This is a genomic window from Myxacorys sp. (assembly GCF_059501405.1).
Genome location: NZ_JCACCM010000071.1, coordinates 11,207 through 26,899, shown reverse-complemented (window position 1 = coordinate 26,899; position 15,693 = coordinate 11,207). Strand labels below are relative to the sequence as shown.

The window sequence follows — 15,693 nt, the reverse complement described above, 5'->3', positions numbered from 1 at the left end:
CTTTATGATGATTTGTACTTGTTTTGTGAGTTGACCATCATGACAATTCTCCCTACGCTACAGAGTGCTTTAGAACAGGGACGTGCCCTCAAGATTATTAGCGGCTTAAATAATTTCGATCACGATCGCGTGGCTGCCGTTGTTAAATCTGCTGATGCCGGCGGTGCAACCTTTGTCGATATTGCTGCAAGTCCCGATTTGGTAAGGATGGCCAAAAAACTCACCGCATTGCCGATCTGTGTTTCGGCAGTTGAGCCTGAATTATTTGTGACAGCCGTCGATGCGGGCGCAGATCTCATTGAGATTGGCAACTTCGATAGCTTTTATGCGCAGGGCATCCGGTTTGAAGCCGCAGAAGTGTTAGCCCTGACTCGTGCCACTCGTGATCGACTGCCCCACATCATGCTATCTGTGACGGTTCCTCACATTCTGCCGCTCGATCAGCAAGTTCGCTTGGCAGAAGAATTAGTGAATGCAGGCGCCGACATCATTCAAACTGAAGGCGGTACGTCCTCGAATCCGGCTCATTCGGGTTCGCTTGGTTTAATCGAGAAAGCAGCTCCGACCTTAGCGGCAGCCTATGAGATTTCTCGTGCCGTGAGTGTGCCCGTGTTGTGTGCGTCGGGACTGTCAAGCGTGACGGCTCCCTTTGCGATCGCAGCAGGCGCATCGGGTATCGGGGTTGGAACCGCTATCAATAAGCTCGATAGTGAAATAGCAATGATTGCGGCAGTTCGAGCGTTAGTCGAATCGCTGTCAACGGTTAGCCGCACTCAATCGCTGGTTTAATCAAAGAACGGTTTAACTAAAAAAACCGTAACACTTTTGAATGCGTTACGGTTTTTTGGTTAAACTTCAGAACAGATCAAACTTACGGCGTGACAGAGAATCTATCTCTTTCTCTAAAACAATCGGAAGATGAATGGATAACGGTATGGTTCATCCGGTTTTGAAAGACAGTGCAGCAACGCTACGACTGTTAAACCCCAATGAATCAAAAATCCTAGAGCGATCACTGGAAAGAATAGAACGCCGCCCAATCCAAATGTAATAAATGACAGAACTGCGATCGGTACTCCAATCACGGTTCCCCAGAACCAAACGTTTAGATGGAAATTAATTGACTCTTTCGCGTTCTGCTTCACCACAGGATCATCTGACAAGAAGTAAACTGCGATCGGTGCTCCAATCGAGAGAAATGTTGTGCTGAAGAAGATAGCGGCATGACTAAGACACGATAGCAGTTTGCGTTTGCCAGAATCGAAAGTGCTTTGCATCCTGGGTTGCTCCTAAAACTCTTTTTCCTTACTAGATTTATGGTAACGGGCGCACTATTGCCTGTGGTAGTGAAGTTTACCGTACTCGCCCCGTTTGAGAGCATTTACTTTAGATAGATAATTTCGCGGCTGATCCACTGAATGAATGGGGAATGAACGGGGTGTGAGACAATGCAACTCTAGAAACGCAACTCTTAGGTGATTCGCTGACTCATGGTTCTTGTAATTGCGGGCGATCGCAGTGGGGTTGGAAAAACAACCGTGACGCTGGCGTTGTTAGCGGCGCTGAAGCGGTGGGGGTTGTCGGTTCAATCGTTTAAGGTTGGACCTGACTATATCGATCCGATGTTTCATCGCGACGTGACGGGACGATCGTGCCGCAATCTCGATCCGGTGCTGACCTCCGAAGCTTATGTGCAGCAGTGCTTTTTGGCTCACACTCAGTCGGTTGACTATGCCCTCATTGAAGGTGTCATGGGGCTGTTTGATGGAGCGGCTGGAACACCCGATTTTGCCAGTACCGCTCACATTGCTCGCTTGCTGAACGCGCCAATTCTACTGGTGGTGGATTGCAGTCGGTTGTCGCACTCGATCGCGGCGATTTTACACGGCTACCGCTCGTTTGATCCGCGCTTAGAATTTGCGGGTGTTGTGCTGAATCGAGTCGGCAGCGATCGCCATCTAGAATTACTGAAAGATGCGATCGCACCGCTCAATATTCCCATTCTTGGAGTCTTACATCGAGACGATCAGATTCAGATCCCTGATCGTCATTTAGGTCTGATCCCAATCGACGAACTCAAGGATCTAAATTCGCTTATCGATCGCTTGGCTCAGTTAGGACAAACCTGCTTCGACTGGTCGCAGCTAAAAGCCTTATTAATTTCACGTTCAATTCATCCCTCGTCGCACGGATCGAACACACGGGTCGAAGCCTCTCCTTACGCGGCTGGAAGACCTCCTTCGGTTCGCCTTGCGATCGCGCAAGATGCCGCCTTCAATTTCTACTATCCCGACAACTTGGATTTGCTCCAGCATCTCGGTGCAGAACTCGTCCCGTGGAGTCCCCTGCACGATACAACGTTGCCTGCTGATATCGATGGGCTCTATTTTGGTGGTGGCTTTCCTGAAGTCTTTGCTCAAACGCTGTCAGACAACCAGACGATGCGTAGCTCTGTTAAGGCGGCGATTGAATCGGGAATGCCGACGGTTGCAGAGTGTGGCGGACTGATGTATTTGTGCGATCGCTTAACCGATTTCTCGAATCATTCCTTCCCAATGGTCGGCATCCTGCCGACGGCTGCTGTGATGGGTAAACGGCTCACGCTCGGCTACCGTAAAGCTCAAGCCCTGCACAATACTCCTCTGATGCTTCAGGGCGAGATTGTTCAGGGTCACGAATTCCATCGATCTCACCTGACGCCTAGTTCCGAAACTCCCCTGTTTGATCTTTCCTCTCCGTACTCCACAACGCCGCAGCCTTTTTCGGAAGGGTGGCATCTTCCTCACCTCCACGCCTCCTATCTTCATCTCCATTGGGGCGCAACTCCCGATTTACCCGCTCGATTTCTTCAGCAGTGTCATTTGTATACCTCTAGAGAACGTCGGGTCTAGAAGAGTCGAGACTGAACGTTGTTCGATAAGTGATATGCAGAAAATTTCGATTTCTCGAAGAAATTGGAAATTTGGATGCGCAGTTTTCCGTGTTTATGTACTGATCGAATCCGCTGCCAACTCTTTTATGGCAACTGGTGCGAGAGCTAAACTAACCCTTTAAGCTCAGAACTCCGAAGTTGGAGTAAAAAGCCCGACGTTTCGAGATCTAAACTTCATCTTCCGAGTAAAAAGCTTGATGCTTCGAGATCGGAAGGCGAAGTTTCAGGATTAGAAGGCGGAGTTCCGAGATCCGAAGGCGGAGTTCCGAGATCCGAAGGCGAAGTTTCAGGATTAGAAGGCGGAGTTCCGAGATCCGAAGGCGAAGTTTCGAGATCCGAAGGCGAAGTTTCAGAATTTGAGGGCAAACCTTTTAGGTCGGAACTTTGCCTATTGAGTTAAAACGATCAACGTTGCCATTTAGAACTTAATTCATGCCTTTGGTTACTGAATCACTGCCCAAAACAAGGTTGCTCAATTCTACAAACATTGCACCAAAGAACATGAGCAGAAAAGCGATCGCACTAGGCAATCGCTCTTCCCACCTTTTCTACCCCAAACCCAAATCCGTTACCGCACCCAGACTGCTCGACGACACTAGCTTGGCATACTTCGCCAACACGCCTCTGGTATAACGCGGCGCGGGAGGAGTCCAAGCCGCACGCCGACGGGCTAACTCGTCTTCCGAGACATGAAGTTCCAGCGATCGCGCCCTAGCATCGATGGTGATCGAATCGCCTTCTTGCACCAGCGCGATCGTCCCGCCGACAAATGCCTCCGGTGCAACATGCCCGACCACCATTCCGTAGGTTCCCCCCGAAAAGCGACCATCGGTAATCAGCCCAACCGAATCGCCCAGCCCCGCACCGATAATCGCCGAGGTCGGAGCCAGCATCTCGCGCATTCCAGGCCCCCCTTTCGGGCCTTCATAGCGAATCACCACCACATCGCCCGCACCAATCCTGCCTGCCAGAATTGCATCCAGACAATCTTCTTCAGACTCAAAAACTCGTGCAGGGCCAGTAATCTGCGGTTTCTTAACACCTGTAATTTTTGCCACTGCGCCCTCAGTTGCCAAGTTGCCCTTCAGAATCGCCAAGTGTCCTTGAGGGTACATCGGGTTATTCCAGGGACGAATCACGTCTTGGTCGGGGCGCGGTTCTTCAGGGATGTCTTTCAGCAATTCTTCAATCGTCTGTCCGTTAATGGTGATGCAATCTCGATGCAATAAGTTATGCGCCAGCAGCATTTTCATCACCTGAGGAATGCCGCCTGCTTTGTGCAGATCAGTTGCGACATAGCGCCCCGACGGTTTGAGATCACATAAAACGGGAACCCGAGCGCGAATCGGTTCAATATCGTCGAGCGTGAAATCAATATTGGCGGCATGAGCGATCGCTAAGAAGTGCAACACTGCATTCGTCGAGCCACCAACTGCCATGATCACCGCGATCGCATTTTCAATCGACTGGCGGGTAATGATGTGACGCGGCAACCGCTGATTCCGAATCGCATCGACCAGTGCAGAGGCTGACTTTTCTGCGCTGTCCTGTTTTTCGGCATCTTCCGCCGCCATTGTAGAGGAATACATCAAGCTCATCCCCATCGCTTCAAAAGCGGAGGACATTGTATTCGCGGTGTACATACCCCCACAAGAGCCAGCACCGGGACAAGCATGACGCTCGACCTCTAGCATCGTGTCTTGAGAAATCTTGCCCGCGCTATATTCTCCAACTGCTTCAAACGAGCTAACGACCGTGAGATCTTTGCCATTTAAATGTCCGGGTTTGATCGTGCCACCATAGACAAAAATGGCAGGAATATTCATGCGTGCCATCGCGATCATCGCACCGGGCATATTTTTATCACAGCCCCCGATCGCCAAAACACCGTCCATGCTTTGACCCATGCAAGCAGTTTCGATCGAATCTGCAATCACATCCCGCGACACGAGAGAATATTTCATTCCCTCCGTTCCCATCGAAATCCCATCACTGATCGTAATCGTACCGAACATCTGAGGCATTCCACCCGCCACTCGAACCCCAGCTTCGGCGCGGTTTGCGAGGGGTTGAATTCCCATGTTGCAGGGGGTAATCGTGCTATGACCGTTAGCGATCCCCACAATGGGCTTGGTGAAGTCTTCGTCGTTAAAGCCAACGGCGCGTAGCATAGCGCGATTTGGGGAGCGCTGCACGCCCTGAGTAATCGCTTGACTCTTAAGATTGTCCGGCATCGTAGTAAGGTGTAGTTCGTAGTGCGGAATGAAATGGCGCAGATGGCGATCGCATTCAATAACAGACCGCCATTCTAGAACGTTTAAGGATGCCGCTCTTAGCGTTTCGTAGTTTTCTTAAGAGAGCAAGCTTACGAGAACAAACTTACGAGAACAAATTAAATCGTTGCAATTGCGCCTCGACGGTTTTTGCTAACAGTTTCCGCAGTTGCGTCTTATCTTTAAAGACCAACCGATTTTGGCTGGGTAAATCAAACGGAAAATGCCCCGGTAGGTCTGAGCGCTCCATCTGAGTCAGCAAAATCTGCTCCGTGCGCTTCGCTTGTAGCGCATATCCCATTTCAACACAGACTTTGGGGCTAGGGATCAGCAATGAAGGCGATCCAACGATTTCAGCGATCGCCGTTCCATCGGCAACAAATAATAGGCACTGGCGAATCGATCGCATCAAACTGCTGTTGATCCGAATCGGGCCGTCTGAGAGACGATGCGATTCTCTCAAGGTTAGAGGGAGGCGCGATCGCCGATTGAGGCTTTCGATGATGCTGCCTAGCTCATCGCGCAAAAGCTCACTCGATTCTGAAAACTCAGTCTGGTAGCACAAGAAAATCTCTGGCTCTAGAGAGGCCATCACTTCTTGCTTTGAAAAATAGATTTCGTGGCTAGAGAGATCGATGTTAGAGATCGCGTATCCACCGCTTCCTTCAACATAAAACTCGACGCTTTCGCCCTCGAGATAGCGCCCAAACCAAGCCGACTTTTCAACCTCTGAACTGTCTTCCAGGAAGTCCGCCCGAAGCCCCGATTTCAACAGACTATTTTTACTCAATCTCAAGTCGTGGGGCCGCTTTTTCAAGTCCCGGATGGGTTCATACTGTTCTAAATACCATGCTTTGAGAGCAATAATCGCCATGCCGTTTCCTGCCTCTTTCTCAGTTTAAGCCTACAGCACCCAGCGTTTATTCTCTGAGTGGTCTTCTTTTATTGGTTATTGTATATAGAGTTGAACTGATCAAACTCGCAAAATAGGATCAGAGCGCCCATCGTTATCTAGTTTAGTACAAAAGAACTATAAAGCTATTTTGCAAAGATAAAAATTTGTAGACTTTGAAATTAGAACTCACAAAGAACACGATGCCTAACGGTGATGCGGCATCTTGTATAGATCGTAGAAATATGGGTCGTAAAAAATCGCTACCTGTAGTTCATTTATGGACGAACTCAGATAGCGATTTTTCAATCCCTCGAAATACGGACTATCAAGATGGAAGGTTCTTAGCAATAGCAGCTAATGTCTTCTCCACATTCATCGGCTAGATAGCACAATGCTCGAAACCGCAAGCCTACAACTTCTTCGTAAAAAGGATTTAGCTTGCAGAGGGGCGGAATGTGAAACAGAGTCTTCCCAAGAAGCTTAATGTCGCGCTCAAAAGGGCATTGAGCAGGAACTAGCTTACAAACAGAATGAGCAAATCGGTTACTGCGAACTTCGATGTGGTCAATCTTCTGTCGAAAAGACTGTAACAAATTGAATTTGAACGTTTGGGTAGGTTGAACAGGATGCTCGCCTTCTGCAGAGTTGGGAAGCAAAATCCATGCGGCAAGGGTAACGTTATGCTGTCTTGGATCTTGGTTAGGGGAGTCGAGGCGATCAAGTTGCTGGAAACTCATTTGATTGACGATCCTCAAACGGGACAAAAGTGTAGAGGGTTAGCGAATGTCCAACGGTTGCTGTAGAAAGAATGAAGCGACTTTGGACAACTAGTCTTATCGGAAACGACACCTAAATTAAGTTGAGTAGAGCTTTTATGTGTCGGTACCTTCATATATCTTAACAGACGTCACTAGTTTGCCTAATGTTTCTTTAAATGAAATGAGTAAACTTACTGAACTTTCTAAATCTTTATCTCTTTGGGCAGTAAGTACAGTCTAGTTTCGTTACATAAAGTTGAACAAGCTTATTGTAGACACTCTGACGAGAGATACAAGATACATAGATTACAAATTGAGGAAAGATATTTGATCCCTGCATTTAGTTCATGCCGATCTAGCATTTTTTCCACAAAAAAAGCCGAGGGATTGCACCTCGACTTTCTAGAAGTTGCAAACAAACTAACAATCTGCTGATTTACCGATTCTCAACAGGAGTTGATTCAGGCTCCCATACGACAATCTTCTGATTGGGATCGGCTAGATTAGTTTGCTCTTGAATAATGGTCTTCGTTTGACGCGGATCAAAGTAGTGGTTGAATTCTACCTTCACTTTTCCGACCCGTTCGTTCGTGGTTTTGACTTCAGCCTGAATTTCTTTGAGTTTAGTTTGCTGGGCAGCGCTGTAGGGAAGAAGCTGTATCAAGGCAGCGATCGCGGCTCCAGAGATCACTAAGTTCACACTAATTTTCACAGTCGCTTCAAACGCAAGCGCTCGATGGTGACGCTGTTGGCGCTGTTGGTAGGCTTGGGGATTAGAACGAGGAGTTCTAGTCGGTTGTCGGGCAGGGGGCTTGGGTAAAGGCAGTGCGCTCATGGGTTCAACAACGTGTCAACAAACAGAAAAAGTAACGAGAAAGCATTGCCAAATAGAAACAAAATTGTGATAGGCGATTTTAGGATTCAATTCATCGTTTCGCGTCTTGCGCGCAAAATCGACTCGGCGCTCTTGAGCAAACTACTGAGTCAGTCACGACGAGCAAATTTACTCTATATACACAGAGCTAATCCAAAATCGCAAATCTATGACTCAAAATCAAGAAGTACGGGTGAACTAAGCAGCTTTCTAACGTTCCTGTCTGAGCACGAAACCTTGAGTCTGACAGGAAACGAGTCTTGCTAGTTTACTCGGACTTGTTAAAATGATCGCAAAGTTTTTTGGATCGCTTCTTCAAGGTTGAGAATACATGCAAGTCAAGCTTCCTGTCATGCGCTAGTTGAGGAACCTACTTATACAGTTCGGTTGCTAACCGGAAGGCGAGTACCCCTGGAATGAGGGCAACGACCAAAGCAACTAGAATCTGGGTGTCCGATAAAGACATAGTTTGGAAACTCCTTATCTCAGCGTTATAGTTCCTCAATTTCAACTAAAATGCTCATTTCGGAAAGCCTTTGTAACAAGATGCAACAGAGGGACTCCTGCAGCAACGCTTCGAGAGGACACGAAGTCGCCCTCGGGTGGTCAATGCACCTCTAGAGGGTTTATTTTGGTTACGAGCAGAATCTAGCATGAAAAAGCTAGGCTGGTGAATGGGTATATAGTGGCATGGTTGAGTGTCTCTTGCCTTTGTAGTTATTGCGTTGTGATTTTGTTGAGCTTTAAATGCTAGATCAGTTGTTCAATTCTCCCCATCCCATTAGTGCTCACACCCTACTGCTGTTGCCTGTTTTAGTGGCGCTAGAAGCAGTGTTGTCCGCCGATAATGCGATCGCGCTGGCCGCTTTAGTTCAAGGACTGCAAAATCTCGAACTTGAAAAGCGAGCGCTGAACATTGGCTTAGTATTTGCCTACGTCCTTCGGATGACGCTAATCGTATTCGCTTCACGGGTAATTGGGTTCTGGCAATTTGAGTTGGCAGGAGCGCTGTACTTGTTATGGCTCGTATTCCAGTACTTCAAATCTAAACCTGAAGAGAGCGAGGACGAAGAGCATCGTGAACCTCGATTTGCGTCGCTCTGGCAAGCGATCCCGGTAATTGCCATTACAGATCTGGCGTTTTCGTTGGATAGCGTCACGACTGCGATCGCGGTTTCCGATGAAATTTGGCTCGTTCTAATCGGAGGCACAATCGGCATTGTTACCCTACGGTTTATGGCAGGCTTATTTATTCGCTGGTTAGGGGAATATTCTCACCTTGAAGATGCAGGATATTTAACCGTTGCCTTGGTCGGACTCCGCCTCTTACTGCGGGTGGTAAATGACAGTCTTGTACCACCAGAATGGCTGATGATTTCGATGATTGGGCTGCTGTTTGCTTGGGGCTTTTCAGAGCGTAAAGCTCCAGAAAATGAGTTGGTAGCTGCCGAGGGAGATGCCATTGAGTTTGAAAAGAGTCCGACAGTTGAGTTGGAAGAGAGCTCGGCAGTTGAAGTCGGGGAAGAACGCTAAATAGAAAGGGCGACTGAATTCAGTCGCCCTTCGCTAATAAAGCAGCTTGAGTTATTCGTAAGTCCAGGTGGTGAGTGTGGGTTGCCAATTCACTAACTCTTCGTCTTTGAACCACAAGGCAATTTCACGCTGAGCCGTCTCGATCGCGTCGGAACCATGAATTAGGTTGCGTCCGATACTGACTCCATAATCGCCCCGAATCGTTCCCGGTTCGGCCGTTAGCGGATTGGTTGCACCAATGACTTTTCGAGCGGCAGCAACGACGCCATCCCCTTCCCAGACCATTGCAATAATTGGACCGGACGTGATGAACTCGACTAATCCACTAAAGAAGGGGCGCTCTTTGTGTACGTCGTAATGTTGCTCTGCTAATTCGCGACTCACGCTCATGAATTTAAGACCAACGAGCGTAAATCCTTTCGTTTCAAACCGTTTGATGATGTCACCAATTAGTTTGCGCTGAACTCCATCGGGTTTAATGGCTAAAAAGGTGCGTTCCAAGCTGGGACTCCCAAAAAAATTACTCATTTTTACAAAGACCAGATTAGCCTAGAACGGGTGAGAGGGCACAGGTAATGAAGAGGGCAGTCTTTAATGTTTTTGTTTGAAATCAGCTATTGAGACGCCTAATCTGTGATCCCCTCTACATAACGTCTTGTGACTGACTTCGATTTTTGCAACGGTGCGATAAACTGGCATTCGATTGAGACTATCACTACTGAAGACTACCACCGAGGGAGCCGCATAATGGGAGAACGTTCTACGATCGCTAAAAAAGACGCAAATAATCTGAGCCGTGAACCAAACTTAGAGGTGAACGGACGGAAAGCCGTTAGCGTTTCTCCCGATGCAAAGAAGGCTTGGACAATCGAGGATAGCGAGGATTTGTACCGGATTGAGGGGTGGGGTGATCCTTACTTTTCGATTAATGCAGCGGGGCATGTAACGGTTTCTCCTAGAGGCGATCGCGGCGGGTCGCTCGATTTGTTTGAATTGGTGAATGCGCTCAAACAACGCAATTTAGGTCTACCGCTATTAATTCGGTTTTCAGATATTTTGGAGGATCGGATTGAGCGGATTAATGCGGCATTTGCAAGAGCGATCGCACGCTACAGCTATGGCGGCATTTACAAAGGGGTCTTTCCGGTTAAATGCAATCAGCAGCGTCACTTGGTTGAAGATTTGGTGCGCTTTGGTAAGCCTCACCAGTTTGGCTTAGAGGCAGGGTCTAAACCAGAATTGATGATCGCGTTAGCGACGCTAAAGACGCCAGGAGCATTAGTTATCTGTAATGGCTATAAAGACAGAGAATACGTAGAGACCGCAATGCTGGCGCGGGGATTAGGAAAAACTCCGATCATCGTCTTAGAGCAAATTGAAGAAGTGGACTTGGTAATCGAAGCGAGCCGTAAGCTGGGGATCAAGCCAATTTTGGGTGTGCGGGCGAAACTGAGCGCGAAAGGCATCGGACGGTGGGGAACCTCGGCAGGCGACCGCGCCAAATTTGGGTTAACGGTTCCTGAAGTGATTAACACAGTGAACCAATTGAAAGCCGCAAACATGCTGGATTGTTTGCAGTTGTTGCATTTCCACATTGGGTCTCAGATTTCGGCGATTAGTGTACTGAAAGAGGCGCTGCGGGAAGCGGGACAGATTTATGTGGAGCTATCGAGACTGGGTGCAAACATGCAGTATCTCGATGTGGGCGGCGGTTTGGGTGTCGATTATGACGGGTCTCGCACGAATTTTCACGCTTCTAAAAATTACAGCACTCAGAACTATGCCAATGATGTTGTGGCGGCGATTAAAGATGCTTGCACGCTCGCAAAGATTTCAGTGCCAACGCTGGTGAGTGAAAGTGGTCGAGCGATCGCATCGCATCAATCGGTTCTGGTGTTTGATGTGTTGGGAACGAGTGACGTGTCTTCTGAAGAACCCGAACCTCTTCAAGATGACGAGCCGCTCACCGTTCGCAATCTCTATGAAACCTATAGCTCGATTAATCTCGAGAACTTTCAGGAGATGTATCACGATGCGACGGAGTTCAAAGAAGAGGCGGTCAGTCGGTTTGGATTTGGGCAATTGAGTTTGACGGAGCGGGCGCGAGCAGAGCGGCTGTATTGGGCGTGCTGTCAGAAGATTCTAGCGATCGCACGTCAGCTAGAATACGTTCCTGATGATCTTGAAGACTTAGAGAAAATCATGGCGTCGATCTATTACATGAATCTCTCGGTGTTTCAGTCTGCACCAGATAGTTGGGCGATCGATCAACTCTTCCCGATCATGCCGATTCATCGCCTCAATGAGGAGCCGACAAAGCGGGCAACATTGGCGGATCTCACCTGTGATAGTGATGGCAAGATTGATCAGTTTATTGATTTGCGTGACGTAAAATCAGTGCTTGAATTACACGCCTTGAAGCCGGGTGAGCCGTATTACTTGGGGATGTTTCTCAATGGGGCATACCAAGAAATTATGGGCAACTTGCATAATTTGTTTGGGGATACGAACACTGTTCACATTCATCTGACTCCGAAGAATTATCAGATTGAGCATGTCGTGAAGGGCGACACGATGAAGGAAGTTCTGGGCTATGTTCAGTACGATGTGGATGATTTGATTGAGAGTATTCGGCGTCAGACAGAACAAGCCCTGGAGGACGGGCGCATTACATTGCAGGAGTCGCAGCTGCTATTGCAAAACTACGAGCGGAGTTTGAGCGGGTATACTTATCTATCCTCATAATTCTCACATTTGCAGTAGTCAAATGAGTCAGATTGCACGTCTTGTTCTGGGAGCCGTATTAGGACTAGCAATAGGAATCTTCTCCGTTCACAATCCGCGCTTTGGAATTATTTTATTCTTTCTGTGGATTGTCAGAGTTGCCCTATTGCTGGTGTTTCAGCGCTCTTATGTCGAGGCAGTTCAATTGTTAAATGAAGGCAAATTTGAGCTTGCTTTAGCTAAATATGAAGGGCTACTAGCGCGGGGAAAACTTTTCTTTTGGTTGAAGCTTCTTGATGAAAGGCTGCTCATTTACAACATTGCTGTTATCTATCATCAATGGGGTCGATTTGAGGAATCTATTGCATGGCTGGATAAACTAGACCCTAAAAAGGTGCCTAAAGCAGTCACTCAGCCGTATCACGCTACGTATGCTGTTAATCTACTTTATTTGAAAGGAGATTTAGACCTAGCTAAAGAGCATCTTGATCAGGCTGCTATAACTGGAACAATGCCATTTTTTCTGTTGATCTATTCTTATTTTTATCAGTTGCAACATGATTTTGAACATGCAAAGAGCTACGTCGATCAATATCTAGAGCATCCTAATCGATATCGAGAAACATATCGGCAGGGAAACGTCAGACTTAAGTGGGATAAAGTCTACGTCACTACGGCAGAAAACTTCTATTTAGGGCTGTATTATCAAGCCGTTGGTGATGTCGAAAAAGCAAAAGAGTATTTGTTTGTTTCGGCAATGTCGCCCTACGATAATTTTCTGAAGAGAGAAGCCTACCGAATTTATAATTCTCTCGCTTGATTCATAGCATTTCACCGGATATCCCCTCTCCCAGGATTTGCAGAAATGATGGTCAAGGTAAGATAACAAAGCACAGGTGAACCGTATCGGTGTAGGGGAAGTCCGGTGAGAGTCCGGCGCTGTGCCGCAACTGTAAAGAATGGAGGAGGTTTCATCTCTGTTCTCAGCCAGAATACCTGCATTGCTGCTTATTCACTCTATTTCCTGCGTTGCACAGGGAAAGGGATTTGGAATGTTGACTTTAACGCTTGATGATTTTGCTTGGGAACAAGAGGCGATCGCATCCCTCTCTCTCCCTCCGCTGCCAATCCAACGTCCGTTACTTTTAATCGGACATGGAACTCGGGATGCGGATGGACGACAGAGCTTGATGGATTTTGCGGAGGCGTATCAGGCGCTCGATCGCAGTCGTCCGGTGTTGCCGTGTTTTCTGGAGCTAACTGAACCGACCATTCAGGAAGGTGTGGATCGATGTGTGGAGCAAGGATTTACAGAGTTCTCGGTTTTGCCGATTCTGTTGTTTGCGGCGAGACATAACAAGTTTGATGTGACGAATGAACTCGATCGCGCTAGAGCACGACACCCACACGTGAAGTTTCAATATGGGCGGCATTTTGGAATTACGCCTGGAATTTTGGAGTTGTGGCGATCGCGCCTTGCAGAACTCGACAATTCAACCATTCGGCGGGAAGATACGGTGCTGTTGTTTGTGGGACGGGGGGCGAGTGACCCGGATGCCAATGGAGACGTGTATAAGTTAGCGCGGATTGTCTGGGAAGGAAGCGGGTATCAGACGGTTGAGGTGTGTTTTATTGGGATCACTCATCCTCGCTTGGAGGAAGGGTTTCGACGGGCGCAGCTTTATCAGCCGAAGCGGGTGATCGTTTTACCGCATTTCTTGTTTACTGGAACGCTGGTGAAGAAGATTTATGATGTGACGGCTCAGATGCGGGAGCGGTATCCAGAAACGGAGATTGTGAATTTGCCTGAAATGGGAATTCATCCTCAGTTGTTCTCGATTTTGCGCGATCGCGAGATTGAGACGCAGTTGGGACAGGTGGCGATGAATTGTGAGATGTGTAAGTTCCGGTTGGCCGCAGTGTCGAAGGGAGATGGTCACGCGCACGATCATGGGCATGATCATCATCACCATTCTGGGCATGGACATGGGCATGGGCATGAGAGTGTAGACCCTTATGCGAAGCTGTCTGACTATCATGAACGGATTTGGCAGGCTCCATAAGTGCCACAACTCCTTCGCCCTCACCCTAACTCTCTTCTGTGGGGAAGGCTTAGGGCGAGGGCGGTTCGGATGATCACAGTTGGTAATCGGTCAATGGTATTCGTTGATGAATTTATAGATTCCATTAACTGAAGTGTCGCTTGTTTGCCCTGCTCAGACATACAACGCCTGTATGTAGTGATGTTTCTGGATGCGTTGAACATGCGATCAAGAGAGCAATTGACTCAAGCAATTGAAGGGATGCCAGATGATTTGCTGGATGAGGTGTTCGATTTTCTAAAGGTTCTGCAAACGAAGCATTCTCAGGAGAAACTTGAGGTGAGTCTGCTGAGTGAGTCTGCATTAGCCAGAGATTGGCTCAGACCAGAGGAAGATGAAGCGTGGCAAGATTTGTAAAAGGTGATGTTTGTTCATAGATTTTTCTCACAACTCATAGCCTAACGTGAGCAAGACGACTTCTTCTAGCTGAGTGAGTGTCTCTGCCCTCAACTGACCTAACTTTTTGCTCAAACGGGTTTTATCAAGGACGCGGAGTTGGAAACAGAGTGCAACTGAATCTTGGTTTAGTCCGCCATCGCCTTGTTGAATCAGTAAGCAGATGGGTAAAGCAGCACGACGTAGATTTGTGGTGAGGGGAATGGTGATGGTTGTAGTGGAAAATTGGGAAACTAAGTCGTTCTGAAAGATGATTACAGGGCGTGTGCCTGCTTGTTCCGAGCCTTGGGTTGGGTTGAGGTTTGCTAACCACACTTCGCCGCGTTTAAGTTGCGGCGTCATGACTCATCTTCGCGATCGAGAAGGGCAGCATAGTCATCGATTCCGGCTTCTGCGAGGGTACGATCGGCGTTGGCGAATTCGGTTGAGAGAAGCGCGAGTTGTGCGGGGTCGAGGATACGTTTGGATCGGTGGGCACGGAATTTTAAGAAGGCAATGAAGTCTGCAACTTGCTGAAGTTGCTCGTCATTGAGTTGATCGAGGTCTTGTTTGATGGCTTCGCTGCTGGGCAACATTTCAAAGATTCAAAAATGATCAGGGGTGATAGGTTTTATTGTAGAGACGTTCTCTTCATTCCTCATGCTTCGTTACTCATTTCTAGAATAGGTGGTGCTGCCTAGCGGAAGCGACGCATTAGCCGTCGGATGAATCGTTTAATTTGCTGCAAGAGTCGATGAAAAAGGGACGGACGCCGAATCAGACGCGGATTGGATGGGGTCGATGGTTCAATCCTCTGCATTTGCTGACGAACGATCGCCAGGTTTTCTCGCACCGTTTGCGTATTGGGATGATTGGTTCCTAACGTTCTCTCCAACATCGCCAACGCTTGCTCGTACAATGGTTCTGCCTCGCTGTAGCGTCCTTGGGAATCGTAGAGACCTGCTAAGTTGTTCAAGCTTGTTGCCACATGCGGATGGTCGCCTTCAAACAGCTCTTGCTTCATCGCCAACGCTTGCTCGTACAATGGTTCTGCCTCGCTGTAGCGTCCTTGGGAACGGTAGAGAAGTGCTAAGTTGTTCAGGCTCGTTGCCACATGTGGATGGTCGCCTTCAAACAGCCGTTGATGCATCGCCAACGCTTGCTCGTACAACGGTTCTGCCTCGCTGTAGCGTCCTTGGGAATCGTAGAGACCTGCTAAGTTGTTCA

At 48.1% G+C, this 15,693-nt stretch carries 18 protein-coding genes and 1 riboswitch; of the genes, 8 read left to right on the top strand and 10 right to left on the bottom strand.

Annotated features, from left to right (window positions below):
- The first annotated feature begins 39 nt into the window (after positions 1 to 39).
- On the top strand, positions 40 to 789 hold the full coding sequence (locus AC5I6P_RS07045; RefSeq protein ID WP_495693039.1) for a DUF561 domain-containing protein: 750 nt from the start codon (positions 40 to 42) through the stop codon (positions 787 to 789).
- A 113-nt stretch (positions 790 to 902) separates the two neighbouring features.
- On the opposite strand, the gene AC5I6P_RS07040 is transcribed toward AC5I6P_RS07045, so the two are convergent.
- Positions 903 to 1,277 (bottom strand): DUF4870 domain-containing protein, encoded by a 375-nt coding sequence (locus AC5I6P_RS07040; RefSeq protein ID WP_495693038.1) that lies wholly within the window; start codon positions 1,275 to 1,277, stop codon positions 903 to 905.
- A 213-nt stretch (positions 1,278 to 1,490) separates the two neighbouring features.
- Between AC5I6P_RS07040 and AC5I6P_RS07035 the strand changes: the two genes are divergently transcribed.
- Positions 1,491 to 2,891, top strand: coding sequence for a cobyrinic acid a,c-diamide synthase CobB (locus AC5I6P_RS07035; protein WP_495693037.1), 1,401 nt, complete (start codon positions 1,491 to 1,493; stop codon positions 2,889 to 2,891).
- Between the two features lie 589 nt (positions 2,892 to 3,480).
- On the opposite strand, the gene ilvD is transcribed toward AC5I6P_RS07035, so the two are convergent.
- The 3 genes from ilvD to AC5I6P_RS07020 all read right to left on the bottom strand — a co-directional run bounded on the left by ilvD (position 3,481) and on the right by AC5I6P_RS07020 (position 6,837).
- Positions 3,481 to 5,166, bottom strand: coding sequence for a dihydroxy-acid dehydratase (gene ilvD, locus AC5I6P_RS07030; RefSeq protein ID WP_495693036.1), 1,686 nt, complete (start codon positions 5,164 to 5,166; stop codon positions 3,481 to 3,483).
- Between the two features lie 145 nt (positions 5,167 to 5,311).
- Positions 5,312 to 6,079 (bottom strand): hypothetical protein, encoded by a 768-nt coding sequence (locus AC5I6P_RS07025; RefSeq protein ID WP_495693035.1) that lies wholly within the window; start codon positions 6,077 to 6,079, stop codon positions 5,312 to 5,314.
- Positions 6,080 to 6,441: 362 nt separating this feature from the next.
- On the bottom strand, positions 6,442 to 6,837 hold the full coding sequence (locus AC5I6P_RS07020; RefSeq protein WP_495693034.1) for a Mo-dependent nitrogenase C-terminal domain-containing protein: 396 nt from the start codon (positions 6,835 to 6,837) through the stop codon (positions 6,442 to 6,444).
- Here AC5I6P_RS07020 and AC5I6P_RS07015 point away from each other — a divergent pair.
- Positions 6,781 to 6,903: a hypothetical protein gene (locus AC5I6P_RS07015; protein ID WP_495693053.1), complete on the top strand. Its 123-nt coding sequence runs from the start codon at positions 6,781 to 6,783 to the stop codon at positions 6,901 to 6,903. The genes AC5I6P_RS07020 and AC5I6P_RS07015 overlap by 57 nt on opposite strands.
- Positions 6,904 to 7,294: 391 nt before the next feature.
- On the opposite strand, the gene AC5I6P_RS07010 is transcribed toward AC5I6P_RS07015, so the two are convergent.
- Positions 7,295 to 7,693, bottom strand: a complete 399-nt coding sequence (locus AC5I6P_RS07010) for a slr1601 family putative cell division protein (RefSeq protein WP_495693033.1) — start codon at positions 7,691 to 7,693, stop codon at positions 7,295 to 7,297.
- A 409-nt stretch (positions 7,694 to 8,102) separates the two neighbouring features.
- Positions 8,103 to 8,198 (bottom strand): photosystem I reaction center subunit XII, encoded by a 96-nt coding sequence (psaM, locus tag AC5I6P_RS07005; protein ID WP_495693032.1) that lies wholly within the window; start codon positions 8,196 to 8,198, stop codon positions 8,103 to 8,105.
- A gap of 281 nt (positions 8,199 to 8,479) precedes the next feature.
- Here psaM and AC5I6P_RS07000 point away from each other — a divergent pair, with 281 nt between their 5' ends.
- Positions 8,480 to 9,265, top strand: a complete 786-nt coding sequence (locus tag AC5I6P_RS07000) for a TerC family protein (protein WP_495693031.1) — start codon at positions 8,480 to 8,482, stop codon at positions 9,263 to 9,265.
- Between the two features lie 51 nt (positions 9,266 to 9,316).
- Here AC5I6P_RS07000 and ndk read toward each other — a convergent pair whose 3' ends face one another.
- Entirely contained in the window at positions 9,317 to 9,766 is a 450-nt protein-coding gene (gene ndk / locus AC5I6P_RS06995) for a nucleoside-diphosphate kinase (RefSeq protein ID WP_495693030.1), read from the bottom strand.
- A gap of 246 nt (positions 9,767 to 10,012) precedes the next feature.
- On the opposite strand from ndk, the gene speA reads away from it, so the two are divergent.
- The 4 genes from speA to AC5I6P_RS06975 all read left to right on the top strand — a co-directional run bounded on the left by speA (position 10,013) and on the right by AC5I6P_RS06975 (position 14,448).
- On the top strand, positions 10,013 to 12,010 hold the full coding sequence (gene speA, locus AC5I6P_RS06990) for a biosynthetic arginine decarboxylase (RefSeq protein WP_495693029.1): 1,998 nt from the start codon (positions 10,013 to 10,015) through the stop codon (positions 12,008 to 12,010).
- Positions 12,011 to 12,032: 22 nt separating this feature from the next.
- Positions 12,033 to 12,809, top strand: coding sequence for a hypothetical protein (locus AC5I6P_RS06985; RefSeq protein ID WP_495693028.1), 777 nt, complete (start codon positions 12,033 to 12,035; stop codon positions 12,807 to 12,809).
- Between the two features lie 51 nt (positions 12,810 to 12,860).
- Positions 12,861 to 13,007: riboswitch (cobalamin riboswitch) on the top strand.
- A 34-nt stretch (positions 13,008 to 13,041) separates the two neighbouring features.
- The gene (locus tag AC5I6P_RS06980; RefSeq protein ID WP_495693027.1) at positions 13,042 to 14,052 is read left to right on the top strand and encodes a sirohydrochlorin chelatase; all 1,011 of its coding nucleotides are present in this window, start codon (positions 13,042 to 13,044) and stop codon (positions 14,050 to 14,052) included.
- Between the two features lie 201 nt (positions 14,053 to 14,253).
- Positions 14,254 to 14,448, top strand: coding sequence for a DUF2281 domain-containing protein (locus tag AC5I6P_RS06975; RefSeq protein ID WP_495693026.1), 195 nt, complete (start codon positions 14,254 to 14,256; stop codon positions 14,446 to 14,448).
- A gap of 27 nt (positions 14,449 to 14,475) precedes the next feature.
- Here AC5I6P_RS06975 and AC5I6P_RS06970 read toward each other — a convergent pair whose 3' ends face one another.
- The 3 genes from AC5I6P_RS06970 to AC5I6P_RS06960 form a co-directional block, all read right to left on the bottom strand.
- Entirely contained in the window at positions 14,476 to 14,829 is a 354-nt protein-coding gene (locus tag AC5I6P_RS06970; protein WP_495693025.1) for a type II toxin-antitoxin system PemK/MazF family toxin, read from the bottom strand.
- Positions 14,826 to 15,062, bottom strand: a complete 237-nt coding sequence (locus AC5I6P_RS06965; protein ID WP_495693024.1) for a hypothetical protein — start codon at positions 15,060 to 15,062, stop codon at positions 14,826 to 14,828. Before AC5I6P_RS06965 ends, AC5I6P_RS06970 begins: the two co-directional genes overlap by 4 nt.
- Positions 15,063 to 15,163: 101 nt before the next feature.
- Positions 15,164 to 15,693: tetratricopeptide repeat protein (locus AC5I6P_RS06960; protein ID WP_495693023.1), on the bottom strand; the 530-nt coding region annotated here is incomplete at its 5' end.